Here is a 24746-nt window from a genome sequence, read left to right on the forward strand (position 1 = left end):
GCGGCGGGCACGTGGTGTAAGCCCCACCGGCGCAGGGCCCGGCGCGCCACCGCCCCGGCCCCGGCCCCCGGCCGGACCGTCAGGACCCGTGCGGGTCCGGTGGATCAGGGGGTGATCAGGCGACGATCAGATAGATGCCGTACGTGACGGCGGCCACGCACAGGGCGAAGCAGGCGTAGGCGCCGGTGGCGGCCATTGCTGCCGATCCGCCCTTGGGCCCGCCCTCCGCGGCGAGCGCCGCCTCCCGCTTGGAGAGTCCGACGATGCCGAGGGTGAAGAGACCCACGAGAGCCACCGTGACCACGAGGCTGACGCCGAACACGGAGGCGAGTGCTGCCCAGTCGATTTTCATGGAGGTTCCTTACACCTTGGCGGTCCGCGGCGCGGACTCCGTCGAGGGGTCCTGCTTCGCCGGGAGGGTGGCCGTGAGGTCGCCCAGGGCGGTGGCGTCGGCGACCGGACCGGCCGGCGGCGGGGTCACCGCGGCGATGGCGGTGGTGACGACGCCCGCGGGCTCGTCGACGTCGTTGACGTTGGTGTGGTCGACGACCTCCCGGCGGGAGATGAACCAGATGGCGGCCGACCCGGCGACGAGCAGCGCACCCGTGACGGCGATGCCCCAGGGGCCCTGCTTGGTGAGCAGCTCGGCGAGCGCACCGACCACACCGGCGGCCGGCAGGGTCAGACCCCAGGCGACGAACATCCGGGTGGCGGTCGACCAGCGGACGACCCCGCCCTTGCGGCCGAGGCCCGCGCCCATCACGGCACCGGAGCAGGACTGCGTGGTGGAGAGCGAGAAGCCCAGGTGCGAGGAGGCCAGGATGACCGTCGCGGCACTGGTCTGGGCGGCGAAGCCCTGCGGGGGCTGGAGGTCGGTGAGACCGCGGCCCATCGTGCGGATGATGCGCCAGCCGCCGAGGTAGGTGCCGAGCGCGATGGCGATGCCGGCGGAGGCGATGACCCAGACCGGCGGGTTCGACCCGGGGGCCAGGGCGCCACCGGTGACCAGCGCCAGGGTGATGATGCCCATGGTCTTCTGCGCGTCGTTGGTGCCGTGCGCGAGGGAGACGAGTCCGGCCGAGGAGATCTGCCCGATGCGGTAGCCCTTGGAGGTCGACTTGTCGTCGGCCTTCTTGCCGATCTTGTAGGTCAGGCGGGTCGCGAGCATCGCGGCCACGCCGGCTACCAGCGGAGCGGCGACGGCGGGGATCAGGACCTTGGTGACGACGGTCGAGCCGTTCACCGAGTCCCAGCCGGCCGACATGACGGCGGCACCGATGAGGCCACCGAACAGGGCGTGCGAAGAGCTGGACGGCAGGCCCAGGAGCCACGTGAACAGGTTCCAGAGGATGGCGCCGACGAGCGCCGCGAAGATCACCTCTGGCTGTATGCCGTCTTCGTTGATCATGCCGCCCGAGATCGTCTTGGCGACCTCGACCGAAAGGAAGGCTCCGACCAGATTGAGCACGGCGGACATGGCCACCGCCGTCTTGGGCTTCATTGCGCCAGTCGAGATGGTCGTCGCCATCGCGTTGGCCGTGTCGTGGAAACCGTTCGTGAAATCGAACACGAGAGCGGTGACGATCACGATTCCGAGGAGGAGCGTGATGTTTTCCATTTACCCAGGCTTCTGTTGGACGACAGTGGCGGTTGGAACGTAGGCAACCTGAGTGAACGGAAGATGAACTGAGGCGGGCATCGCGGTGTCTCAATCTGGAGCAAGGCTATTCCGCATGGGAGGACCGGGTGATCGGGCGATGCCGCGAGGCCGGAACGGTGGGCTCCGGGGCTTCCGGCGCAAGCGGTTGCCGCACTCTGCCGGGGGGTCGGTTCACCACCTCATCCGACTGTACGACCCTCGCTCCGCCATGCGACCCGACGATCCGCTTTGCCCCAAATAAGTAAGGAACGTCACCCCGCCGTCCCGCCCGACGACCACATCGGGCCCGCACCCCCGACACGGCGCGTCCCCACTGGCCGCGGGACCCGCCCACCCCGACACTGGGAGGCGTGCGTACAGCCCGAGCGACGGCCGCGGCCGTCACCGCCACCACAGCGACCACCGCCCTGCTGGCCCTGGCGGCGGGCCGCTTCGCCAGCAACGCCGCCCTCAGGCCCCGTCCCGGCCACCCGCTCCCCACCGACCCCCGGCTCACCGTCCACGCGGTCACCGCCGACCGGGTCACCCTCACCCGGGACCTCTCCAGCCTGCGCCCCGGCACCTACGGCCTCACCGGCCACGGCGTCCACGCGGTGGTGGGCCCGGTCCTCCCGGACGCCCCCCACACCGCCGACACGGTCGTCCGCCGCCTGGAACGCGTCACCCACGGCACCCTGGACGCGGGCGCCGAGGTCCGGCTCACCCCCCAGGTCCACATCGGTGACCCCCGCACCGCCCTCGGCCTGGACCACGAGGACGTCGAGGTCCTCGGCGAGACGGGCCCGCTGCCCGCCTGGCTGGTGCCCTCCGCCCGCGACACCTGGGTCATCGCGGTGCACGGCCTGGGCACCACCCGGGAACACCCGATGGTCGTCATGGACTTCCTGCACCGTCGCCGCTTCCCCGTGCTGTCCCTCGCCTACCGGGGAGACCGCGGCGCCCCCCGCTCCCCGGACGGCCTCAGCCACCTGGGCGAGACCGAATGGCGCGACCTGGACGCCGCGATGCGCCACGCCGTCCGCCACGGGGCGCAGCGCCTCGTCCTGCACGGCTGGTCCACCGGCGCCACCATGGCGCTGCGCGCCGCCACCCACTCCGCGCTGCGCGACCGCGTCGCCGGACTGGTCCTCGACTCGCCCGTGCTCGACTGGGAGGCCACCGTCCGGGCCCTCGCCACCGCGCGACACGTGCCGGACGCCCTGCTGCCGCTGGCCGTCCGCGCCGCCCAGGGCCGCACCGGACTGCGTCCGCACCGGGTGCGGGAACGGGCCGACATCCGTGACCTCCGGGTGCCCGCGCTGGTGGTGCACGGCCCGGACGACGCGGTCGCGCCCTGGGCGCTGTCCCGGGCCTTCGCCCGCAGCCGCCCCGAACTGGTCACCCTGCACGCCGTCCCCGGTGCCCCGCACGGCGCCATGTGGAACGCGGACCCCGCGGGGTACGAGGAGGCGCTGCGCCGTTTCCTCACCCCGCTGGGCTGACCCCGGGCACCGGCCCGTCCGCTCCCGCACCCGCCGGCCCCTCGACCCGTCGCCGTCCACCCGTTCCCGTCCGCCGGTTCCCGTCCACCCGTCCCCGACGTCCTCCGCCGGGGCGACCGGGCCCCCATACCCCCCTGTGGTAGACGCCTCGTCCACACCAGCCCCCTCAGCCCCACCCGCCCCACCTCCCGGGCGGCTCCGCTTCGGCTCTCTCGAACAGGACACGGACCACCGCACAGGGGTTCACCCGCTCCTCGCAGGGCATTCCGTTTGGGTTTTCGGACCGTCAACCGGAAGACTGCCCCTGTGACGTCCCGTACCCCGCGCGACTCCAGGCTCCGACTCGTCCGTCCGCGTTCCCTGACCGCCGCCACCCCGGCGGTCGGGGAAAGGCGTTCCCGCCGCCCCGCACCGAGGCCGCCCGAGGGCACCCCTGCGCCCTGGGAGTTGGCGCGAACCGCCCGGGCGGGCCTCGCCGGGGCCGTACGGGTGGCCCGCTGGGCGGACGCCGCGCTACGCCCCTCCGCCCACCGGGACCCGGGGGCCGGCGCCCCGCGCAGCGTCCCCGCCCAGCCCACCGGACCGGCCCCGGACGTCCCCTCCCCGGCCCTGGCCACCCTCCCCGACGGCGGCGGCAACCTCTCGGCGGCGACCGCCGAACGCGCCGCCGCCGACTTGGGGCTGTCCCCGCGTCAGGTCCGCGCCGACTGGGACACCGCCCGCCTGTCCGGGCTCGTCGAGGTGCACGGCGACTACGCCCGCGCCGGCTGGCGGCTACGGGCCTGGGACCGGGACGACGCGGCGGTGCTCCGCGGCTGGGTGGCCCTGTTCGACGCCTGGTCGCTCGCCCACCCCGCCCCCGGCGAGCCCGAGGCGGCGGCCGTCGCCGAGGTGGTGGAGGCCATGCCGCAGGTGCTGTCGTTCCTCCAGCTGTCCGCGGGCCCCGTCCCGGTGCCGCAACTGCTCGACCTGCTGGAACAGCGGGTCACCGAACTGCGCACCGAACGCTGCGAGATCCCCTACGGACCGGGACCCGAACCCGTGGGCGCGGCACCGGACCCGGTCGCCCCGCCCCGGGTGTCGGCACTGCTCGACTGGGCCCTGCACGCGCTCACCGCCGTCGGCGCCCTCACCTGCTCCGCCGGCCAGGCCACCCTCACCCCGCTCGGCAGCTGGGCCGTGTGGGTCAAGCTGGAACAGATCTGCGTCGCGGCCCAGAGCACCGCCGGGGGCAACATCGAGCACTCCGCCGAGGCGATGCTCCGCGGCTGTGCCCGCCTGCGGCCCAGCGAGGCCCGCGCCGAGTACCGCGCCTGGCTCGCCGCCCGGACGGTCTCCAGCGCCGTCACCGAGCTGATCGCCGCCGCCCGCGGCGAGGACGCCCTGCTGCGCGGACTGGCCTTCGACGCCCTGCGGGTCGTCGGCGCACCCGCCGAAGCGGAGGTCCGCCAGGTCCGGGAGGAGCCCTCGCTCCGGCCGTACGCCCTGCTCTGGCTCGCCGAGATAGAGGGGGTGGACCCCGAGGACGCGCACGCCGTGCTGACCCACGACGAGGAGGTCTGGCTCTGGGTCGACACCGCGGCGGCCGTCGCCGACCACGGCGAGGCCCAACTGCTCGTGCGCCACCTGGAGTCCGCGCCCCACCCCACCGTCCCGGCGCTGCTGGAGGACATCCGGGGCGTGGGGCATCCGCGCACCGTGCAGGTGCTCGTCGCGCTCGCCGCCGCCCACCCCGACCCCGCGCTCGCCAAGGCCGTGCGCCGGGCGGCCTTCCAGGTGCACACCGGCGGCGGCTGACCGGCCGGCGGCGGTGCGCTCAGCCGCCGATCGAGGGCGCGTACGTGCCGAAGCTCCACACGTTGCCCTCGTGGTCGCGGGCCAGGTAGTCCCGCGACCCGTAGTCCTGGTCGGTGGGCGGCAGCACGATCTGCACGCCGTGCTCCACCGCCCGCCGGTGGTGGGCGTCGACGTCGTCCACCACCACGTACGTCCCCCACGGGCCGGCACCCGACAACGCCTGGTCGAACGGGCCGCCGCGCCCCACGGAGCCGAGCATCACCGCGCCGTTGCCGTACGACAGCTCGGCGTGCAGCACCCGGCCGTCCTCCCCCTCGAAGACGCTCACCACGGTGAAGCCGAACGCCTCTGTGAGCAGCTTGATCGCCGCGTGCGCATCCGCGTACAGCAGCGACGGGTAGACGGTCGGGGGGCCGTCGTTCGTGCGCGCCATGGGAAGTCCCTCCTCGGCCGGACCGACCCGGCTCCCGGGCCGGTCTCGTCGTCGAAAACGTGACTGCTGCCCAGTCTGGCACCGGGGTCCGACAACGCCCTGTCGAGCCGCCGCCGGCCGCCCCCCGACCCTCCCGGTCGGCCCCCGCCGCCCCCGGGCCGCCCCCGGCCCGCGCACCCCCGCGCACCTCGGGAGCCCGCCCCGCAGCGGGGAATCCGCTTGCGTACGCCCGTTAGACTTCTCCCATGGCTGTTCTCCTCGTGCATTAGACGGCGTCACCGCCCTCGCCGCCCATCTCGCCGTCCATCCGCCCAGGAGTCCGTCCGTGATCACCGCTTCCGGTATCGAGCTGCGCGCCGGCGCCCGCGTCCTCATCGAGTCCGCCACCTTCCGCATCGCCAAGGGCGACCGCATCGGCCTGGTCGGCCGCAACGGTGCCGGCAAGACCACCCTCACCAAGGTGCTCGCCGGGGAGGGCATCCCCGCCGCCGGCACGGTCGCCCGCTCCGGCGAGGTCGGCTACCTCCCGCAGGACCCCCGCACCGGCGACCTCGACATGCTCGCCCGCGACCGCATCCTGTCCGCCCGCGGTCTGGACACCCTGATCCGCAAGATGCGCGAGAACGAGGAGCGCATCGCCAGCGGCCAGGGTTCCACCCGGGAGAAGGCCCTGCGGCAGTACGAGCGGCAGGAGACGGAGTTCCTCACCAAGGGCGGGTACGCCGCCGAGGCCGAGGCCGCCACCATCGCCGCCGCGCTCAACCTGCCCGACCGGGTCCTCGGCCAGCCGCTGCACACCCTCTCCGGCGGTCAGCGCCGCCGGATCGAGCTGGCCCGCATCCTCTTCTCGGACGCCGACACCCTGCTCCTCGACGAGCCGACCAACCACCTCGACGCGGACTCCATCGTCTGGCTGCGCGACTACCTCAAGACGTACCGCGGCGGCTTCATCGTGATCTCCCACGACGTCGACCTGGTCGAAACGGTCGTCAACAAGGTCTTCTACCTGGACGCCAACCGCTCCGCCATCGACGTCTACAACATGGGCTGGAAGCTCTACCAGCAGCAGCGCGAGGCCGACGAGAAGCGCCGCAAGCGCGAGCGCCAGAACGCCGAGAAGAAGGCCGCCGCCCTCAACGCGCAGGCCGACAAGATGCGTGCCAAGGCCACCAAGACGGTCGCCGCGCAGAACATGGCCCGCCGTGCCGAGCGGCTGCTGTCCGGACTCGAAGACGTCCGACAGTCCGACAAGGTCGCCAAGCTGCGGTTCCCCGACCCCGCGCCCTGCGGCCGGACCCCCCTCACCGCCGAGGGCCTGTCCAAGTGGTACGGCTCGCTGGAGATCTTCACCGATGTCGACCTGGCCATCGACAAGGGCTCCCGGGTCGTCATCCTGGGCCTGAACGGCGCCGGCAAGACCACCCTGCTGCGGCTGCTCGCCGGGGTGGAGAAGCCCGACACCGGCGAGGTCGTCGAGGGCCACGGCCTCAAGCTCGGCTACTACGCCCAGGAGCACGAGACGCTGGACCCGGAGCGCACGGTCCTGGAGAACATGCGCTCGGCCGCCCCCGACCTGGACCTGGTCCAGGTGCGCAAGACGCTCGGCTCGTTCCTCTTCTCCGGCGACGACGTCGACAAGCCGGCGAGCGTGCTGTCCGGCGGGGAGAAGACCCGCCTCGCCCTCGCCACCCTGGTCGTCTCCGCGGCGAACGTGCTGCTCCTGGACGAGCCCACCAACAACCTCGACCCGGCGAGCCGCGAGGAGATCCTCGGCGCGCTGCGCACCTACCAGGGCGCCGTCGTCCTCGTCACCCACGACGAGGGCGCCGTCGAGGCGCTCCAGCCCGAGCGGATCATCCTGCTGCCGGACGGCGTCGAGGACCTGTGGGGCGCCGACTACGCGGACCTGGTCAGCCTCGCCTGACCCCGTCCGCAGGGCACCCGCCGATCGGGGTGGGTGCCCGATCGCACGTTTCCCTCCGCCGGCGGGCACCCGAACCCCGGACGAGTGAGGGGCGGAACGTGCTTGATCGAAAGGGTGATCCACTGCGTATGGATCATTCGGCCTAGTGGTGATCCATCAATGGTGTGAGATCACCTAGTGCAGCGGTGCGTCCTACACGGATTTTTGTGGACGGAGGAAAAGGTTCCGCTTCCCGTGTGGGGGACCCTCCTGACCTGCTGATTCGTCGACGGCTTCCCGCGCGGTCCCGCTCGCGATGAAGCGGAGGCAAAGGTTCCCCCCGTGCGGATCGCTTCCCAAACGGCTCCCGGTGTCGTACCGACCTTGCCGAATGGGTGGCCAGGAAGCGCGGGAGGGGTGATCATGAGAAGTCCAGAGCGCACTTCCCATGAGGAGGCACGGGTGGCCGAGACTCTGAAGAAGGGCAGCCGGGTGACCGGCGCCGCGCGCGACAAGCTCGCGGCAGACCTGAAGAAGAAGTACGACTCCGGTGCGAGCATTCGAGCGCTGGCCGAGGAAACCGGCCGCTCGTACGGCTTCGTCCACCGGATGCTCAGTGAGTCCGGCGTCACGCTGCGGGGACGCGGCGGGGCGACACGAGGAAAGAAGGCAGCCGCCAGCTGACGTCCGGGCGGCTCCACCGGCTCTACCTCGGCTCCGGTGTGGCCACCCGGTCGGTCGTCCGACCGACCGGGTGGTTACTGTGCAGTCACTTACGGGTGCCCGCGTCCACCGGTCACACGGCGCGCGTCGGGTGCCGAGTGCCGAGTACTGCGTGCGATGTGTGGCACCACCGGACCGCACCTCGGAGGCGCCACGTGTCGTCACAGCCACTGCCCCGGTCACCGCAACCCCTACTCGACCGGGACGGCGTTCGGCTGACCGTGGAAGGTGAAGTCGCCACGGTCACGCTGACCAACGCGGCCAAGCGCAACGCCCAGAGCCCCGCCCTGTGGCGCGCCCTGACCGAGGTCGGCCGCGCATTGCCCGGCACCGTCCGGGTCGTGGTGCTGCGCAGCGAGGGCACGTCCTTCTCCGCCGGGCTCGACCGGCAGGCGTTCACCCCGGAGGGCTTTCCGGGCGAACCGTCCTTCACCGATCTGGCCCACCGCACCGACGCGGCGCTCGACGCCGCCATCGCCGGGTACCAGGAGGCGTTCACCTGGTGGCGGCGACGGGACCTGGTGTCCGTCGCGGCCGTCCAGGGGCACGCCATCGGCGCCGGCTTCCAACTCGCCCTCGCCTGCGACCTGCGGATCGTCGCCGAGGACGTGCAGTTCGCCATGCGCGAGACGAGCCTCGGACTGGTGCCCGACCTCACCGGTACCCACCCCCTGGTCGCACTCGTCGGCTACGCCCGGGCCCTGGAACTGTGCGTGACCGGCCGCTTCGTCAAGGCCGCCGAAGCCGAACGGGTCGGCCTCGCCAACCTCGTCGTCCCGACCGGCCAGCTGCCCGCCGCGACCGCCGACCTCACCGCCGCGCTGCTCGCCGCCCCCCGGGACGCCGTCATCGAGACCAAGGCCCTCCTCCAGGGCGCCGCCGCGCGCGGCTACGAGGAGCAGCGGGCCGCGGAGCGCGCGGCGCAGGCCCGGCGGCTGCGCGATCTCACCGGCCTCGGCGACTGACCGGCCGCGGCGACCGGGCGATGCGTCGGCGCGGGGCCGTCAGTCCCACGCCGTCACCAGCACCGCCACCGACGGGTGATCCGGGAAGGCGTCCGTGACGGCCCGGCGCACCGCCCGCCCCACCTCCAACGGACCCGTGTCCGCCGCCACCGCCAGCTCGACCCGGACGTGGCGGCGGGGCAGCGCCGGCGCGCCGCCCGGTTCCGCAGCGCTGGGCTCGGTGATCCGCACCGGGGCGGCCAGCCCGCCCAGGGCCCCGGTCAGCCGTGCGACCCCCGGCACCCGGGCCGCCACGGCAGCAACCCGCGCCACGTCGCCACCGGCGCCACCCGGGTCGCCGGGAGCGTCGGAGGTGTCGGAGGCATCGGGGCGTCCGGCGCGGTCCGGGGCGGTCGAAGCGGCCCCGGCGGCGCGGGCCGCCCCCTCGGACGGCCCCGGGGCCCCGCCGGGGCCCGCATCCGCATCCAGCACCTCCGTCACCCGGAGGTCCACCTCCACCACTCCGAGCCCGACCACCCGGGCCGCCCCCGCCAACGCCGCCCTCGCCCGGGCCACCGTCACCGGCAGCGGCGCGTCGAGCGCCGCCGCCAGCTCCCCGGTGATCCGCAACGGACCCGGCGGCAACGCGGTCGGCGGCGCCGGCACCCCGGCCTCCGCGCCCGCCACCGCCCGGTCCTCGACGGCGGAGAAACCGAGCGCACCGAGCCGTGCCCCGGGCAGTGCCCCCACCTCCCGGCGCACCCCCGCACGGGCCGCCGACTCGGCGATCCAGACACCGTCACCCGGCCCGCCCAAGGGCAGTAGCGCGCCCAGTCCCAGTTGCTCCCGTACCACCTGCGTCCACCCGTCAGCGGTCATTGCTCCAGCCTGCCCCATCCCGGACGCGCGAGCCGGCAACCGCGCTTAGTGTGGGCTCCAGGACCACGACCCCGGTGGAGAGGGAACGGCGATGACCGACACCACGCAGCGGAAGGGCCCGGACAATCCGGCGCAGTCCTCGAACGAGCAGCGCGAGTCGCTGCGCAAGTCCCAGACGACGAGGCGGGGCGGCGGCGATCCGGCGACCCGCGGTCGCACCACCATCGCGGACGGCGTCGTCGAGAAGATCGCCGGGCTGGCCGCCCGTGACGTCGTCGGCGTCCATGCGATGGGCAGCGGACTCTCCCGCACCTTCGGCGCGGTCCGCGACCGGGTGCCCGGCGGTTCCAAGTCCGTGTCCCGCGGGGTCAAGGCCGAGGTCGGCGAGGTGCAGACGGCCCTCGACCTGGAGATCGTCGTCGAGTACGGCGTGTCGATCGCGGAGGTGGCACGTGCCGTGCGGGAGAACGTCGTCACGGCGGTGGAGCGGATGACCGAACTGGAGGTCGTCGAGGTCAACATCGCCGTGAGCGACGTCAAGCTGCCCGACGAAGAGGACGAGGAACCCGAGTCACGGCTCCAGTGAGCCCACCGGGCCACGGAGCGGGGCGGGGGAGTCCGTACGTCGGCAGCACCGCAACTCGCGCAGAGGAGCGCACGATGAGCATGGCCGTGGTCGGCATGATCGCCGGAATGGCACTGGGCTTCGCCGGGTACTTCGGCGGCTTCGGGGCCTTCCTGCTGGTGGCGGCGCTCGGCGCCGTCGGCTTCGTGGCGGGCCGGTTCCTGGACGGCGACCTGGAACCCGGCGAGTTCTTCCGCTCCCGCGGCGACCGGCGGGGGTGACGGGTGGCCGCTCAGGTCGTCGAGGCCGCCGAGCGCGGGGCCACCCTGATCGCCGACCGCGTCATCGCGAAGATCGCCGCGCGGGCGGCCCGCGAGGCGCTGGAGACCGTCCCCGCGGGGGCCGCCCCGCACGCCACGGTCGAGGTCCACCAGAACAGTGCCCGGGTCCGCGTCACCCTCGAACTCGACTACCCCGGCGACCTCGGAGCCCAGTGCGCCGCGGTGCGCCGTCGGGTTACCGAACGGGTGCGGACACTGGCCGGGATGGAGGTCCCCGAGGTCACGGTGCACGTGGAACGCCTGCACCCGGCCTCGGCGGGCGGAGCGCGGGAGAGGATTCGATGAGCGAGCCCGAGCCGCCCCCGAAGGCGACCGGCGACACCCGCCGGACCCCCGTACTCGACCCGCCCCGCGACCCCGCCGACCCCCCGGCCCCGCACGCCGCGGAGTCCGCCGACCGTGTCGGGCCCCGCCGCTTCTGGTCGGCCCGCCGGGTGCCCGCCGGGATCGTCGCCCTGCTCCTGGTCGCCGGCACCGGCCTGCTGCTCTACGACGTCGCCGCCGTGCGCGCGGGCCGCCCCGCGATGGGCTGGCGCCGCACCCTCGCCGACGGACTCGCCACCCGCCCCCTGGACGACCCGTGGGTCCTGACCGGCGCGGGCGTCGCCGCCGCACTCGGCCTCCTGCTCCTCGTCCTCGCGCTCACCCCCGGCCAACGCGCCCTGCTCCCCATGCGCGGCACCGGCCCGGACCTACGGGCCGCACTGCACCGCAAGGCCGCCGCGACCGCGCTGCGGGACCGCGCCGCCGAGGTGTCCGGGGTGCAGTCGGTACGGGTACGGGTGCGGCGCCGCAAGGCCGAGGTCCGCGCCGTCTCCCACTTCCGCGAACTGGACGACGTCCGCGCCGACCTGGAATCCGCCCTCGCCGAGGGCGTCGACGAACTCGGCCTCGGCCGTCCCCCCTCGCTCCGGCTACGGGTGCGACGACCCGGCAAGAAGAGGTGAGGCCCGTGCTCAGGACCGTCAACCGGGTGCTCCTCGGCGCGCTGGGACTCGTCCTGCTGGTCGGCGGGGGCTCCGTCCTCGCCGTCGGACTCGGAGTGCGGCCACCCTCCTGGTGGGTGTACGACGACCGGCACGACGTCCTGCTCACGACCGCCCGGCGAACCCGCTGGCGGGACGAGGGCTGGTGGTGGCCCACGGTGATCGCGGTACTGGCGGTCCTCGTCCTGCTCGCCCTGTGGTGGCTGTCGTCGGTGCTGCGTCGCCGCCGTCTCGCCGACGTCCTCGTCGACAGCGGAGACGGCGACGACGCGACGCTGCGGGGCCGCGCCCTGGAAGCCGCCCTCGCCGCCGAGGCGGAGGGCCTCGACGGGGTGGAGCGCGCCGAGGTCACCCTCACCGGCCGCCGCAGCGCCCCGGCGGCCCGGGTGCGACTCACCCTGGAGCCGCACGCCGCGCCCCGCGGGACCCTGCGGCGGCTCGACGACGAGGTCCTCGCGGGCGCCCGGACCTCCACCGGCCTGGCCCGGTTGCCCGCCACGGTCCGACTGCGCACGGTCCGGCACCACGCGGAACGCGTGAGCTGACCCGCGCGCCCGACCGACCGGCGCTCAGAAGCCGTGGCGGGCGCCCCCGTCGACGGGCAGCATGATCCCCGTCAGGTACGAGGCCGCGGGCGACAGGGTGAACGCCGCCACCCGGCCGAACTCCTCGGGCGTGCCGTAGCGGCGCAGCGGGATCTTCGACTCGTGGCCGGCCCGGGTCGCCTCCGGGTCGGCCGACAGCGCGTCCAGCTGTCGCACCCGGTCGGTGTCGATCCGCGAGGGGAGCAGGCCCACCACCCGGATGCCCCGCGGCCCGAGTTCATCGGCGAGCGACTTGGCGAAGCCCGCGAGGCCGGGGCGCAGCCCGTTGGAGACGGTGAGACCGGGGATCGGCTCGTGCACGGACGCCGAAAGGACGAAGCCGATCACCCCGCCCTCGCCGAGTTCGGCAGCGGCCGTCCGGGCGAGCCGGACCGCGCCGAGGAAGACCGACTCGAAGGAGGCCCGCCACTCGTCGTCGGTGTTGTCCGCCAGGTACCCGGGTGCGGGTCCGCCCACGCTGATGAGGATGCCGTCGAAGCCGCCGAACTCCCGGGCCGTCGCGACCAGGCGGTCCGCGGCTGCGGGGTCGGCGTTGTCCGCGGCGACCCCCACCGCGTTCGGGCCCAGCGCGGTCGCGGCTTCGACGGCGGCGGACTCGTCGCGCCCGGTGATCACCACCTTGGCGCCGTCGGCGACGAGTGCGCGGGCGGTGGCGTTGCCCAGTCCCCGGGTGGCGCCGGTGACGACGTAGACACGGTCCTTCAGTCCAAGATCCATGGCCCCATCCTGCCCCGGGGTGCGGGAGGACGGGGACCCGCCCCGGCAGCCGGGGCGGGTCCCCGTCCTCCCGCCCGTCAGACCGTCGCGGTCGCGGGCGGCCCGGTCGGGGTGGTGTCGGACTCCTTCGCCGCCGCCGCGGCCCGGTCCCGCAGCTCCCGACGGACCAGGATCACCCATCCCACCGGCACCGCGGCGGTGAACAGCCACCACTGCACGGCGTAGGCCATGTGGGCGCCGATGCTGCCGTGGTCGGGGGCGGACAGCAGCTGCGGGGTGCCGCCGTCCGGGTCGGGGGCGGACAGCTCGACGAAGCCGCCGAGCACCGGCCGGTCCAGGACCTCGGCCATCGCGGCGCTGCCGATCAGCATGATCATTCCGTCGGGCAGGCCCTTGAGGTCCTTGATGCCGCTCTTCGCCGTGGTCTCGTCGGGCATCAACCGCCCGGTGACGGTGACCTCGCCGCCCGGCGGCGCGGGGATGCGCGGCAGCTCGGTCTGTGGTCCGTCGGCGGCGATCCAGCCCCGGTTGACCAGCAGCACCTTGCCGCCGTCGAGGACGAGCGGAGTCAGGACGTGCACCCCGACCTGGTCGTCGCTGTTGGTGCGGCGGCGCACCACGAACTGGTTCTCGTCGTCGTAGGTGCCGGTCGCCGTGATCCGGCGGTACCGTTCGGCGTCGGTCACCGCGTGCCCCGGTGAGGTCAGTTCCCCGACCGCCACGGGAGTCGCCGTGATCGCCGCTTCGATCCGCTTGTTGTGGGCGACGCGGTTCTCGTGCCGGTGGAACTGCCAGAAGCCCAGCTCGATCATCACGGGGATGAGGACGAGGGCGAGGAGGGTGAGGATCACCCACTGCCGGGACAACAGGAAGCGGTACACCCCACGACCGTACAACTCGCCCCCGCGCCGTTCCGCGTCAGGGTCCCGGCGGCGGCGTCAGACCCGGTCCACGATGCCCGCGTGGCCGTCCGCCCGGGAGCAGTGGGCGCCGCAGTACCAGTGCCCCTCGACCTCGACGCCCTGCCCGATGACCTGGACGCGGCAGTGCTCGCACAGGGGAGCCATCCGGTGGATGGCACAGGCGAAGCAGTCGAAGACGTGCACCGCGCCCTGCGCGTGCACCTCGAAGGACATGCCGTAGTCGTTTCCGCAGACCTCACAACGTGCCATGCGCCACAGGGTGCGCGCAGCGCCCCGGAACGGCGGGTGGGCAGGCGGACCCGCCCGCCGATTTCACCCGATCATCCGACTCGTCCGCTCGTCCGCTCGTCAGTCGTTCGTGGCCGTGGGCCCGGTGGTCCGCCCCGACCCGGCGCGCGCGGTCTTGGCGGGCACCGGATCGGCGGGTTCCACGTCCCGCAGCAACTGCCCGAAGGCCGCCTCGTCGATCACGGGGGTGCCGAACTGCGCGGCCTTCACCGTCTTGGAGGTGCCCGAATCGGGGTCGTTGGTCACGAGCAGGCTGGTCAGCCGGGACAGGCTGGTCGCGATGTGCAGCCCCGCCTCGATCGCCCGGTCCTCCAACAGCTCCCGATCGACCGAGGTGTCACCGGAGAAGGCGACCCGCATGCCCTGCTTCAACGCCCCGCCCACCTCGTACCGGCCCGGATTGGGGTGCGGGCACGGGGGCCGCTTGCGGGACTGCCGCCAGCTCCCGGTGTACCCGGACGAACCGCCGTACGACGCCTGGCGGCCGATCGCCGGGGCCGCCGGTGCCGCTGAGCCCGGAGACCACTCGGTCAGCGGACGGCACTCCAACAGCGGCAGCCGCAGACCGCCCCGCGCCGCCGCCCGCAGGCTCGGGCGGAACGCCTCCGCGAGCACCCGCGCGTCGTCCAACGCGTGGTGGGCCCGCTGCTGGACGACCCCGAAGTGCGCCGCCAGCGACTCCAGCTTGTGGTTGGGCAACGGCAGGCCCAGTTCCTTGGACAGGGCGATGGTGCACAGCCGCTGGCGCACCGGCGGAATCCGGCTGGCGCGCGCGTACTCCCGGGCGATCATCGACCAGTCGAACACCGCGTTGTGCGCGACGAGCACCCGGCCGTCGAGCCGGGCGGCGAACTCCTCGGAGACGTCCGCGAACAGCGGCGCGTCGGCCAGTGCCTCGCTCGTCAGACCGTGGATCCACACCGGTCCCGGGTCACGCTCGGGGTTCACCGTCGTGTACCAGTGGTCCTCGACGTCCCCGCGCGCGTCCAGTCGGTACACCGCGGCGGACACGATCCGGTCGTCACGGGCGAGACCGGTCGTCTCGACGTCGACCACCGCGTACCCCTCGGGGTACGCGGTCGGCCACTCGGGCGGGTGCGCTGCGGTCGTACGGTCGTCGAGCATGGTCATTGAGGATACGTCCCGCGGCTGACACCGCGTCCGGCGCCACCCGACCGCGCCCCGGAACACGGCGCCCCGTCCGGTCGACGCACAACTGACGCGGCGCGGCACGAGGTTGACGGCCCGCCCGGTACCGCGTGCCCGTCCCGACGTCGGGTCAACCCAGTGCGGCCACCAGGTCCTGGGCCGTGAGCTGGTCGAGACCGCACCCGTCGACGGGCCCCGGCAGCAGCCGGTACACCTCCCCGCTGACCTCGTCGGGTGCGACGTCCCCCTCCACCAGGGCGAGCAGCACCCGCTTGCCCCGGGCCGCCGCGGCGGCCAGCGCGTCCACCGCACCGGGGCGGCGTTCCTCGGGCGGGTCGCCGTCGCGGACCCGGGCCGCGAACCGGGCACGCCCCTCCCCGTCCGCCCTCCGGTACACCCACAGCTCGTCCGGCTCGTCGGGCCCCGGCGCCCGGCGGACCACGGCGACCTCCTCGGCGCGCGCGGCACCGTGCCACACCGCCAGGTCCCACAGCGTGGTGCGGCCGGTCCCGAGGTGGGCGTGGAGGTCACGTCCCACGCGGCCCAGCCGGAAGCGGTGGCGGGCGACGTGGTGGTACCCCTCGGACGCCGGCACCTGCACGTCCGTCCACACGCTCACCCGCCGCTCCAGGTCCACCAGCATCGGCAGCTGGACGCGGCCGGGACCCGCGAGGTCGAAGCGCTGCCGCACCGTCCCCGGCTCGAAGCGCGCGCTCCGGCCCTCGTACGGCAGGGCCATGAACCCGGCGAACCCGTCCGCCAACGCGTCGAAGGAGGTGTTGTCGAAGCTGAAGACGACCGGGACGAGGTACCGCGCCCCCGTCCGGGCGAGGGCCACCGGGTCCAGGTCCACGTACTCGGTGGCGCCGTGCGGCGCGGGCGCGGAGGTCAGGTCACCGGAGTGCACGGCCGCGCGTTCGCCGAACGTCAGCTCCGTGTAGTCGCACAGACCGGTGAACGACCAGTCCGCGTCGTACAGCGCCACCGACAGGTCCAGGTCGACGGGTTCCTGCCCGCGCTGCCGCCAGTGCAGGAACAGCCGGACGATCGGCCCCTGCGGCAGCGGGCGGACACTGCCGCGCGGCAGGGACACCAGGCTCTTCGCCGCGGTGTGTTCGGCCGTCGGCACGGGGAGGTCCACGAGGGAGGCGTCCAGCACGGCGAGGTCCACGCCCGGTGCCTGCGACAGCCTCCGCAGCACCTCCTCCTCCAACAGCGCACCCACCCGGGCGGTGAGCTCCGCCGGCAGCGGCGCCCTGGTGTCGGGGACCGTGAAGGCGTGCGTCGCCCGGCCCCGGGGCAGGAACACCCGCCGTCCGCCGGGCAGGTGCCGCACCCGCACCTGCCCGTACGCGGCGAGCAGCGGTCCCGCGCCCGCCCGGGGCAGCGCCTGACGCAGGAGGTCGGCCGTCGCCCCGGGCAGCTCCGGGTCGCCCGACAGCCGCAGCAGGTGGTCGAGCCGGCGCAGCAGCTCGCCGGGCCGCCGGGCGAGCAGGGCGAACGCCTCCCCGGTGTCCCGTGCGGCGAGCGCCCGTTCCACCCCTGCGCGGAACCGCACGGGCCGCAGCCGCCGCCCGTCGCGCCGCACCGCGTCCGGGTGCGCGTCCGCCGCCGCGCGCAGCGCACGACCGAGCGCGTCGTCCCGGAGCCGGGTGCCGCGCACGACGGCGAACGCCAGGGTCGCCCGCGGATGCCGCTGGTGCCCTTCGAAGGGGTGCAGCACCTGTCCCGCGGCCTTCCACAGTCCCGGGTGCCGGGCCATGTCCTCGATCGACGAGGACACCTCAAGACCGTCCAGGACCGCCAACAGGCCGCGGCGCAGCGGACGGGGCAGGGACCGCAGCGGATGCCCGCCGACCAGGTCGCCTCCGCCGCCCGACCAGACCCGCAGCAGCCGCAGTACGTCGGTGGCGGTGGTCAGCCGCTCGGCGAGCAGCGGGCGCACCGCCTCGCGGGTGGCGGGCTCGCGCAGCAGGGTGCCGAGGACCAGTGCCTTGGTCTCCCGGACGGGGATGTCGAGGGGCAGCCACCGCGAGGGGCACGGTGCGTGCGCGAGCAGCACCGTCAGGTCGTCCCGGTCCTGCGGCGACAACGGGGTGCGGCGGGCCAGCAGCAGGGCCAGGGCCCGCCCGCTGTCGGCGGCCCGGTCACCTCCCAGCACCAGCGGGCTCAGCGGTCCGACGGGAACGGCGAACCGCTGCGGGTCCGGGGGAGCGGCAGGCAGCAGGAAGGGGTCGTCCGGGTCGATGCGGCGGTTGCACAACGGGCAGCCCGTGTAGTCGGCGCCGTCCCAGCAGGACCGGCACACCAGATGGGCGCACGGCGACACCGGGTGCACCGAGCCGGCCCTCGCGCACCGCACGCACGGCTGCTCGGGGTGTTGCAGGAGCAGCGCGAACACCCGCTGCACGTACAGCTCGTGCGTGTCGTCCGGCGGGGACAGCGGGAAGCGACGGAACAGCGGGAAGTGCGGACGGTCGGCGCCCACCAGCGAGTCGAGCTGCTTCACCAGCGTGTTGAGCGCCATCCGCTGCCGGAGCCGGCCGAGCCCCGCCAGCGCGTCGCGCAGCGGCTTGCTGAGGGTGTGGCCCCGTTCCAGCAACAGCGACTCGCCGGCCACGATCGTCGACGAGTGCGCCACCGGCTCGTGGCCCGGCGCGGGCGCGTCGACGTACACGGTGCGCATCCGGCGGAGCAGCACGAGAGCGAGTTCGGTCATCTGGGCCCCCCGGGACGTGACGAGCGGGGGCGGAGAGTGGGCGCACTACGGATCTCGTGCAGAGGAGGAGAAGGAAGCACGCCGCGGAGCCGCCCCCGCGAAGGGGGAGTCTATGTGGCGGCGCGCACGCCCCGCCACGGGGTTGCCGCCCGCTCCCGGGCGTACGGGCGCCCGTGCGTGAGGCCCCGCACCGGGCCGCCCGGGGGATCGCGAGGGCCGGCGGACCGGGGGCCGCACGAGTGGCAGGGGGGACGGCCGCGGCACACACTGGAAGGGACGGGACCGGCCCTGTGACGGCCCCACGTCCCCGACCGACCGCACCTAACCCCACCTGGTGAGCACCATGAGCACCACGGAAGACCAAGGCTCCCCGCTCCGCTGCGAGTTGACGACCGATGACTTCACGGCGCTGGCCACCCTGCACAGCGGTGGCAGACGCCGGGTCACCGTCACCGGGCACCTCTCCTGCCCGAGCACCGGCTTCACGCTGAGGCTGGAGCCTGGCAACCCGGGGACCCCTCCGCAGCCGAACGAACTCGTGCTCCGGATCGTCGAGGAGGAGCCGGACGGTTCGGTGCTTCCCGTCCTCACCGAGACGGAAGCGTCCGGCTACTTCGAGGTCACACCGGAGGTGGACACCGTCGTCATCCGGAACCTCGACCTCAGGGTGCCGGTCAAGGACGCCTAGCGCGCAGCCCGCGCGCTGGTCGCACCCGCCGTGGAGGGCCCCTGCGTCGCCCCCGGATCGGGGCACGGCAGGATGGGCGCATGAGTATCGTGAAGATCAACGTCCTGACCGTCCCCGCGGAACAGCGCGAGGTGCTGGAGCAGCGCTTCGCGTCCCGCGCGGGATCGGTGGAGGGCTCCGACGGCTTCGAGTGGTTCGAGCTGCTGCGCCCGGTCGAGGGCACCGACCAGTACCTCGTGTACACCCGCTGGCGCAGCGAGGAGGACTTCCAGAAGTGGATGGACGGGCCCATGCAGGCGGCCCACCGGGGCGGCGCCGCCCAGGGTGAGCGGCCCAAGCCCGCCGCGTCCGGTTCGACGGTGTGGTCCTTCGAGGTCGTCCAGCAGGCCGCGCCCAAGCAGGGCTGACGCCCCGGGGCGCCCCGGAGCGTCCTCCCCGTGGCACCGCCCGGCGGGTGAGACGCTCCAGCGGTGAGCGAACCGACACCTCCGGGCGGTCAGCCGCCGTCGCACGACGAGGCCCACGGCGGTGCGCTGGGCGGGCGCCTCAACTGGTTGCGGGCGGCCGTCCTGGGCGCCAACGACGGCGTGGTGTCGACGGCGGGCCTGGTGGTCGGCGTCGCGGGCGCCACCGGTGACCGCTCGGCCCTGTTCACCGCGGGCCTCGCGGGGCTGCTCGCGGGGTCGATGTCGATGGCCGCGGGCGAGTACGTCTCGGTGTCCACCCAGCGGGACTCCGAGCAGGCGGCGCTCGCCCAGGAACGTCGGGAGCTGCGGGACGAGCCGGAGGCCGAACTCGCAGAGCTGACGGGCCTGTTGACCGACCGTGGGATGAGTGCCGCCGTCGCCAGGGAAGCGGCCGAGCAGCTCACCGCGCGCGACGCGCTGCGGGCCCACGCACGGGTGGAGCTGGGCATCGACCCGGACCAGCTGACCAATCCCTGGCACGCGGCCTGGGCGAGTTTCCTGGCGTTCACCGCCGGGGCCCTGCTGCCGCTGCTCGCGATGGTGCTGCCGCCCGCGGACTGGCGCCTCGCGGTGACCGTCCTGTCGGTGCTGGCGGCGCTCGTCGCCACCGGTTGGACCAGTGCCCGCCTCGGCGCCGCCGATCCGCGGCGCGCGGTGCTGCGCAATGTGGTCGGCGGCGCGCTCGCGATGGGCGTGACCTACGCGGTGGGTTCCCTGCTCGGCGCGGCGGGCATCTGACCCGGCCCGCCTTGCCCGGGGGCCTGCCCGGCCCGACCCGGCCTGCCCGGGCAGGCCCCAGCGCCCTCCTGACAAGGGGCGAAGTGCACAGAAGTGACGACCTACTCAACGGTAATACTTGTGGGTAATCACGTCTGGTGGTGGCCCGGAACGCCCCCTACGGTGCATCCATGCCCCCGCTGACGGGCGCCGCCCGCCCCCCACGGCACCCGTCCCGTCCCCCGGAGACCCCGAGTGATCCCGCGCCTCCTCCCCGCCGAGCCGACCGCCCGGCGCTCCACCCTGCTCCGCGGACTGCTCGCCGCCTACGCCGTGGCCGCCACCGCCGATCTCACGGCCCTGCTCGCCGGCTCCTCCGCCGGCCACACCGCCGTCAAACCCGTGCTGCTGCTCCTGCTCGCCGCCTACGCCGCCCTCAGCGGCGGCCCGCGCCTGCTCACCGGGGCGCTGCTGTGCGGGTGGGGCGGCGACGTCCTGCTGCTCGTCGACCACGACCTGGCGTTCCTCGCCGGCATGGCCTCCTTCGCCGTCGGCCACCTCTGCTACCTGGCGCTCTTCGCCCGCTACGGCCGCCCGGGCCGTGACCCCCGGACCCGGAACGGGCGGACCGCCCTCGGCGCCGGGTACGCCCTCGCCCTGGTCGGCACCGTCGCCCTGCTGTGGCCGGACCTCCCGGCCGGGCTGCGCGTCCCGGTGGCGCTCTACAGCGTGCTCCTGACGGTGACGGCGTTCCGCGCCGGGCTCCTGGGGCCGGTCACCGGACTCGGGGGCGCGCTCTTCCTGCTGTCCGACACCCTCATCGCCACCGGCATCGCCGACTGGCCCCAGCTGCCGCGCCCCGACTTCTGGGTCATGCTCACCTACCTCACCGCCCAGTTCCTGTTGACCACCGGCGTGCTCGCCGCCGCCACCGCGCACCGCGGCGGCACCCCGGCGTACCGTGAGGAACGGATCTGAACGGCGGTTCCCGGACCCGGTCCGGGGACCCGCACGGCACAGGACTCGCCCATGCGCGCCACCACCATCCACGGCACCCGTGACATCCGGGTGGAGGACGTCCCGGCGCCCCGCGTCCAGTACGCCACGGACGCCGTGGTCCGCGTCGTGCGGGCGGGCGTGTGCGGCAGCGACCTGTGGGCCTACCGCGGCGCCGCCCGGCGCCGGCCGGGGCAGCGCATGGGGCACGAGTTCCTGGGCCTCGTCGAGGACGCCGGCGCCGAGGTGACCCGGGTGCGCCCCGGGGACCTGGTGGTGGCGCCGTTCCTGTGGTCCGACGGAGTGTGCGCCTACTGCCGGGACGGGCTGACGTCCTCCTGCGTGCACGGGGGTGCCTGGGGCGGCCCCGGGTACGACGGGGGTCAGGGCGAGGCGGTGCGCGTCCCGTACGCCGAAGGCACCCTCGTCACCCTGCCCGCGGACGCGCTCGGCGACGACCGGCTGCTGGCGGCGCTCGTCACCCTGTCCGACGTCCTCGGCACCGGACACCACGCGGCCGTCGGCGCGGGCGCGGGCCCCGGTGTGACGGTCGCCGTCGTCGGGGACGGCGCGGTCGGCCTCTGCGCGGTGCTGGCCGCCCGCCGGCTCGGGGCCGAACGGATCATCGCCCTGGGACGACACGGCCGACGCACCGCGCTGGCGGGTCGCTTCGGTGCCACCGACGTCATCGCCGAGCGGGGCGAGGCCGCCGTCGACGCGGTCCGGGAACTCACCCGCGGCGAGGGCGCCCCCGCGGTGGTCGAAGCGGTCGGTACCGAACCGTCCATGCGCACCGCCCTCGGCATCGTCCGGGACGGCGGGGCGGTCGGCTTCGTCGGCGTGCCGCACGGCAGCGCCTCCGGGGTGGACCTCGGCGTCACGTTCGCCCGGAACATCACCCTGCGCGGCGGTGTCGCCCCGGTCCGCGCGTATCTGCCGGACCTGCTGCCCGACGTCCTCGACGGCACCCTCGACCCGTCACCGGTCTTCGACCTGACGATCGGTCTGGAGCAGATCGCCGACGGCTACCGGGCGATGGACGAGCGCACCGCCCTCAAGGTCCTCGTCACCCCGTGAACCCCGCGCCGCGCCGCCTCACCACCACAGCGCACCCCATCGGATCGGCACCGGCAGGGCCGTCAGCAGGGCCGACACCGCCACCACCAGGCCCAGGACGACGACCTCGACGCGCGCGGGTGCGAACGCGGCCAGCGGATCGGCGGGCCGGGCCCGTCTGCGGCGCGGCCGGGTCGCCCGGAGCAACCGGCCGCGGGCCACCAGCGCCAGCACCACGACCACCACCATGAGCAGTGCCTTGGCCAGCAGCACCCGCCCGTAGGCGGTGGTCCGCAACTGTTCGAAGAGGGTGTCCGGCGGCATCCGGCGCACCGTGCTGACCAGCCCCGTCGCCGTCACCGCGGCGAGCAGGACCACCGCCACCCGCGCGTAGAGCGCCAGCAGTACGGTGCCCGCACGGGGGTCGGCGGCCCGCCACCACCAGCCGACCCGCACCGCGTACACCAGACCGCCCACCCACAGGGAAGCGCTCGTCAGGTGCACCAGGGTCAGCCCCGCCCCGACCAGCGGCCGCAACTCGGTCACCGGGTGCGCCCGCAGGGCCTCGGCGACCACGATCGCGACGAGCGGCAGCGCCCGCAGCGCGGTCCGCCGCGACCGGGACGACAACCCCGCCACCAGGAACGCGTTCACCTCCACCAGGGCCAGCGCCCCGTCCCGGGTCTGGTAGAGCCCGCCGACGTCCATGTCCGACAACTGGCCGGGCACCAGGTTCCCGGTGGCCACGATCGAGGCGAGGCCCAGTGCGGCCACCGTCCCGGCGAACGCCGCGTACCCCGACCACGGGGGCGGGGGACCCACGTCCGGAACCTCCGGCACCCGGCGCGCCAGCAGCCCGCCGAAGAGTTCCCCGCACTGGATCGCCAGGGCCGCGAACAGGACCGTCCGCAACAGGCCGATGCCGGCGGTTCCGGGTGCCGGGTCCTCCCCGGTGCCGCTGAGGGCCAACGACGGTCCCAGCAGCGGGATCAGACCGGCGCACAGCAACAGGAGGAGCACGGTGACCGTACGGGCGAGGGGGGCGCGCCACGTCGGCCGGGGGACGGCGGACAACGGGGACGGGCGGGCCGCCGCCGTGTCGTCCGCCCCGGGTATCGGGGGTAGGGAGTCCACACCGAATCTTCACCACCGGGGACGGACGGGGGCAAGTCAGACGGGATCGTCCCGCCAGCGGGCCGGGTCCGTTCCCCACGGGCCGGGCGGGGTCGCCCAGTCGGTGGGGCCGCCCGCGAAGCGCACGGGTGGCAGCGCGTACCGCAGTCGCCCTCCCGGCCCGTCCCGTTCGGTCAGCCACCGGTCCGTTCCGCCCGGCGCCCCGGGCCGGTACGGCGCGCCGACCGTACCGGACGGGCCCTGGGCCGGCTCCGCCACGGCATCGACGCCGGTGCCGGTGAGCCAGGCCGCGGTGCGGGCCAGGCACACCTCGACGGACCGTCCGGCGCCGTCCCGCTGGCGCAGGGTCAGGGCGCGGAGCACCCCGGCCGCCAGCAGGTGGCCGCTGCCGTGGTCGAGCGCCTGGGCCGGCAGCGCGCCGGGCCGTTCGGGTGACCCGGTGGTGGCCGCGATGCCGGAGGCGGCCTGCACCAGACTGTCGAAGCCGCGTCGCTGCGCCCACGGCCCGGTCGGACCCCAGGCCGACAACCGGGCCACGACCAGCCCTTGCCGTCGGGCGGCCAGGGCGGCGGGGTCGAGCCCGAAGCGGTCGAGACAGCCGGGCCGGTACCCCGTCACGACGACGTCGGCCCGTTCCACCAGGGCGTCGAACGCCCGGCGACCGGAAGGGGAGGCGAGGTCCAGGGCCGTGGACCGCTTCCCGAACCCCGTGTCCACGTACTGGTCGGGCAGTTCCGGCAGCTCCGGGGAGTCGACGCGCAGCACGTCCGCACCGAGCAGGGCGAGGGTGCGGGTGGCGACCGGCCCGGCGATCACCCGGGTGAGGTCCAGGACCCGCACCCCGGCCGCGGGCAGCAGCAGCGCACCGTCCGGCGGCGGCAGCCGGCGCGCCCCGCCCCGCCGGCCGGGGAGCACCGCGCGGTCCACCAGGGGCAGTCGGGCCACCGCGGCGCCCTGCGGGTGCGCGGCCCACGCGGCGGGCGTGCGCAGGGCCACGGCCAGACCGCCGGCCGCGTGCACGACGTCCTCCGCGCGGGAGCCGTCGCACCGGGCCAGCACCCGCGCGACCCGCTCCACCGCGTCCTCGTCACCGGTGTCGGCGGGCAGTCCCAGCGAGGTCAGCAAGCGCGCCCGGTGGTGCGGGTAGTTGGCGTGGGTGCGCAGCCAGCCGTCGGCCGTCCGCCACCACCGGGACAGCGGGGCGAACGCCACCGGCGCCCGACCGTCGACCCGTAGGTGCCGTTCGCTGACGAACGAGGTGGCCACCGCCCCGTCGTCCACCTCGACGGCGGGCACCCGGCCGGGCGCGCCCCGCTCCGCGGCGAGTTCGGCCGCCGCCAGCGAGGCGGCCCCGACACAGGCGCGGGCGAGTTCCCGTACCGGCAGCGGCGAGGGCAGGACGTCGGCCCGGTCGACGGTGGTGACCCGGGACGGCAGTGCGGGGTCGCCGCCCAGCGCGGTCCAGGCGGACCGGAGGTCCGGGGCGGTCGGACGGGCTTCGTGGGTCATGGTCGCGAAGGTAGGGCACCGGTGGTGCGACCGGGGACCGGGGGCGCGCCGGCGGCGGCCGGCGCG

26 protein-coding genes are annotated in these 24746 nt (G+C 74.7%); 15 read left to right on the top strand and 11 right to left on the bottom strand.

Going from position 1 to position 24746, the window contains the following annotated elements:
- Positions 1–115 precede the first annotated feature (115 nt).
- Together ACFWIA_RS11495 and ACFWIA_RS11500 are read right to left on the bottom strand one after the other, a co-directional pair.
- On the bottom strand, positions 116–352 hold the full coding sequence (locus ACFWIA_RS11495; RefSeq protein ID WP_387002756.1) for a hypothetical protein: 237 nt from the start codon (positions 350–352) through the stop codon (positions 116–118).
- 9 nt (positions 353–361) lie between these two features.
- Positions 362–1618, bottom strand: a complete 1257-nt coding sequence (locus ACFWIA_RS11500; RefSeq protein ID WP_387002758.1) for an anion permease — start codon at positions 1616–1618, stop codon at positions 362–364.
- 392 nt (positions 1619–2010) lie between these two features.
- Here ACFWIA_RS11500 and ACFWIA_RS11505 point away from each other — a divergent pair, with 392 nt between their 5' ends.
- The gene (locus tag ACFWIA_RS11505; protein ID WP_387002760.1) at positions 2011–3141 is read left to right on the top strand and encodes an alpha/beta hydrolase family protein; all 1131 of its coding nucleotides are present in this window, start codon (positions 2011–2013) and stop codon (positions 3139–3141) included.
- 306 nt (positions 3142–3447) lie between these two features.
- Positions 3448–4938: a hypothetical protein gene (locus ACFWIA_RS11510; protein ID WP_387002762.1), complete on the top strand. Its 1491-nt coding sequence runs from the start codon at positions 3448–3450 to the stop codon at positions 4936–4938.
- A 19-nt stretch (positions 4939–4957) separates the two neighbouring features.
- Here ACFWIA_RS11510 and ACFWIA_RS11515 read toward each other — a convergent pair whose 3' ends face one another.
- Entirely contained in the window at positions 4958–5371 is a 414-nt protein-coding gene (locus ACFWIA_RS11515; RefSeq protein ID WP_387002764.1) for a VOC family protein, read from the bottom strand.
- A 325-nt stretch (positions 5372–5696) separates the two neighbouring features.
- Here ACFWIA_RS11515 and abc-f point away from each other — a divergent pair, with 325 nt between their 5' ends.
- The 3 genes from abc-f (at position 5697) to ACFWIA_RS11530 (ending at position 8962) form a co-directional block, all read left to right on the top strand.
- Positions 5697–7295, top strand: coding sequence for a ribosomal protection-like ABC-F family protein (abc-f, locus tag ACFWIA_RS11520; RefSeq protein WP_387002766.1), 1599 nt, complete (start codon positions 5697–5699; stop codon positions 7293–7295).
- Between the two features lie 441 nt (positions 7296–7736).
- Complete coding sequence (locus ACFWIA_RS11525; RefSeq protein ID WP_018533414.1) at positions 7737–7958, top strand: helix-turn-helix domain-containing protein; 222 nt, start codon at positions 7737–7739, stop codon at positions 7956–7958.
- Between the two features lie 194 nt (positions 7959–8152).
- Positions 8153–8962, top strand: a complete 810-nt coding sequence (locus ACFWIA_RS11530; RefSeq protein WP_387002769.1) for an enoyl-CoA hydratase/isomerase family protein — start codon at positions 8153–8155, stop codon at positions 8960–8962.
- A 39-nt stretch (positions 8963–9001) separates the two neighbouring features.
- Here the strand turns inward: ACFWIA_RS11530 and ACFWIA_RS11535 are convergent, their stop codons facing one another.
- Positions 9002–9820: a nucleopolyhedrovirus P10 family protein gene (locus ACFWIA_RS11535; protein ID WP_387002770.1), complete on the bottom strand. Its 819-nt coding sequence runs from the start codon at positions 9818–9820 to the stop codon at positions 9002–9004.
- Positions 9821–9911: 91 nt separating this feature from the next.
- Here ACFWIA_RS11535 and ACFWIA_RS11540 point away from each other — a divergent pair, with 91 nt between their 5' ends.
- The 5 genes from ACFWIA_RS11540 to amaP all read left to right on the top strand — a co-directional run bounded on the left by ACFWIA_RS11540 (position 9912) and on the right by amaP (position 12257).
- Positions 9912–10406, top strand: a complete 495-nt coding sequence (locus ACFWIA_RS11540) for an Asp23/Gls24 family envelope stress response protein (protein ID WP_387002772.1) — start codon at positions 9912–9914, stop codon at positions 10404–10406.
- Between the two features lie 74 nt (positions 10407–10480).
- Positions 10481–10666, top strand: coding sequence for a hypothetical protein (locus ACFWIA_RS11545; RefSeq protein WP_387002774.1), 186 nt, complete (start codon positions 10481–10483; stop codon positions 10664–10666).
- A gap of 3 nt (positions 10667–10669) precedes the next feature.
- Entirely contained in the window at positions 10670–11011 is a 342-nt protein-coding gene (locus ACFWIA_RS11550) for an iron-sulfur cluster assembly protein (RefSeq protein ID WP_387002776.1), read from the top strand.
- On the top strand, positions 11008–11673 hold the full coding sequence (locus tag ACFWIA_RS11555) for a DUF6286 domain-containing protein (protein ID WP_387002778.1): 666 nt from the start codon (positions 11008–11010) through the stop codon (positions 11671–11673). The genes ACFWIA_RS11550 and ACFWIA_RS11555 overlap by 4 nt, the downstream gene beginning before the upstream one ends.
- Positions 11670–12257 carry an alkaline shock response membrane anchor protein AmaP gene (amaP, locus tag ACFWIA_RS11560; RefSeq protein WP_387002780.1) on the top strand — a complete coding sequence of 196 codons (588 nt, stop codon included), beginning with the start codon at positions 11670–11672 and terminating at the stop codon, positions 12255–12257. The genes ACFWIA_RS11555 and amaP overlap by 4 nt, the downstream gene beginning before the upstream one ends.
- A gap of 24 nt (positions 12258–12281) precedes the next feature.
- Here amaP and ACFWIA_RS11565 read toward each other — a convergent pair whose 3' ends face one another.
- The 5 genes from ACFWIA_RS11565 to ACFWIA_RS11585 all read right to left on the bottom strand — a co-directional run bounded on the left by ACFWIA_RS11565 (position 12282) and on the right by ACFWIA_RS11585 (position 18113).
- Positions 12282–13034: an SDR family oxidoreductase gene (locus tag ACFWIA_RS11565; protein WP_387002782.1), complete on the bottom strand. Its 753-nt coding sequence runs from the start codon at positions 13032–13034 to the stop codon at positions 12282–12284.
- A gap of 77 nt (positions 13035–13111) precedes the next feature.
- Positions 13112–13915: an SURF1 family protein gene (locus ACFWIA_RS11570; RefSeq protein ID WP_387002783.1), complete on the bottom strand. Its 804-nt coding sequence runs from the start codon at positions 13913–13915 to the stop codon at positions 13112–13114.
- A 57-nt stretch (positions 13916–13972) separates the two neighbouring features.
- A complete protein-coding gene (locus ACFWIA_RS11575; protein ID WP_387002785.1) occupies positions 13973–14206 on the bottom strand; it encodes a hypothetical protein in 234 nt (77 codons plus the stop codon).
- 99 nt (positions 14207–14305) lie between these two features.
- Positions 14306–15370 (bottom strand): DEDDh family exonuclease, encoded by a 1065-nt coding sequence (locus tag ACFWIA_RS11580; RefSeq protein WP_387002787.1) that lies wholly within the window; start codon positions 15368–15370, stop codon positions 14306–14308.
- 154 nt (positions 15371–15524) lie between these two features.
- Entirely contained in the window at positions 15525–18113 is a 2589-nt protein-coding gene (locus ACFWIA_RS11585; protein WP_387002789.1) for an MXAN_6230/SCO0854 family RING domain-containing protein, read from the bottom strand.
- 343 nt (positions 18114–18456) lie between these two features.
- Here ACFWIA_RS11585 and ACFWIA_RS11590 point away from each other — a divergent pair, with 343 nt between their 5' ends.
- From ACFWIA_RS11590 to ACFWIA_RS11610, 5 genes are all read left to right on the top strand, one after another.
- Positions 18457–18801, top strand: coding sequence for a hypothetical protein (locus tag ACFWIA_RS11590; protein ID WP_387002791.1), 345 nt, complete (start codon positions 18457–18459; stop codon positions 18799–18801).
- A gap of 80 nt (positions 18802–18881) precedes the next feature.
- Positions 18882–19208 carry an antibiotic biosynthesis monooxygenase family protein gene (locus ACFWIA_RS11595; protein ID WP_387002792.1) on the top strand — a complete coding sequence of 109 codons (327 nt, stop codon included), beginning with the start codon at positions 18882–18884 and terminating at the stop codon, positions 19206–19208.
- 63 nt (positions 19209–19271) lie between these two features.
- A complete protein-coding gene (locus ACFWIA_RS11600; protein ID WP_387002794.1) occupies positions 19272–20006 on the top strand; it encodes a VIT family protein in 735 nt (244 codons plus the stop codon).
- A gap of 234 nt (positions 20007–20240) precedes the next feature.
- Positions 20241–20963, top strand: coding sequence for a lysoplasmalogenase (locus ACFWIA_RS11605; RefSeq protein WP_387002796.1), 723 nt, complete (start codon positions 20241–20243; stop codon positions 20961–20963).
- Positions 20964–21014: 51 nt separating this feature from the next.
- Complete coding sequence (locus ACFWIA_RS11610; protein WP_387002798.1) at positions 21015–22058, top strand: zinc-binding dehydrogenase; 1044 nt, start codon at positions 21015–21017, stop codon at positions 22056–22058.
- 18 nt (positions 22059–22076) lie between these two features.
- On the opposite strand, the gene ACFWIA_RS11615 is transcribed toward ACFWIA_RS11610, so the two are convergent.
- Entirely contained in the window at positions 22077–23171 is a 1095-nt protein-coding gene (locus ACFWIA_RS11615; protein WP_387002800.1) for a CopD family protein, read from the bottom strand.
- A 36-nt stretch (positions 23172–23207) separates the two neighbouring features.
- Positions 23208–24680, bottom strand: coding sequence for a CoA transferase (locus tag ACFWIA_RS11620; protein WP_387002802.1), 1473 nt, complete (start codon positions 24678–24680; stop codon positions 23208–23210).
- Between the last annotated feature and the right edge of the window lie 66 nt (positions 24681–24746).

It is taken from the genome of Streptomyces sp. NPDC127068 (genome assembly GCF_042724695.1).
GTDB lineage: Bacteria > Actinomycetota > Actinomycetes > Streptomycetales > Streptomycetaceae > Streptomyces.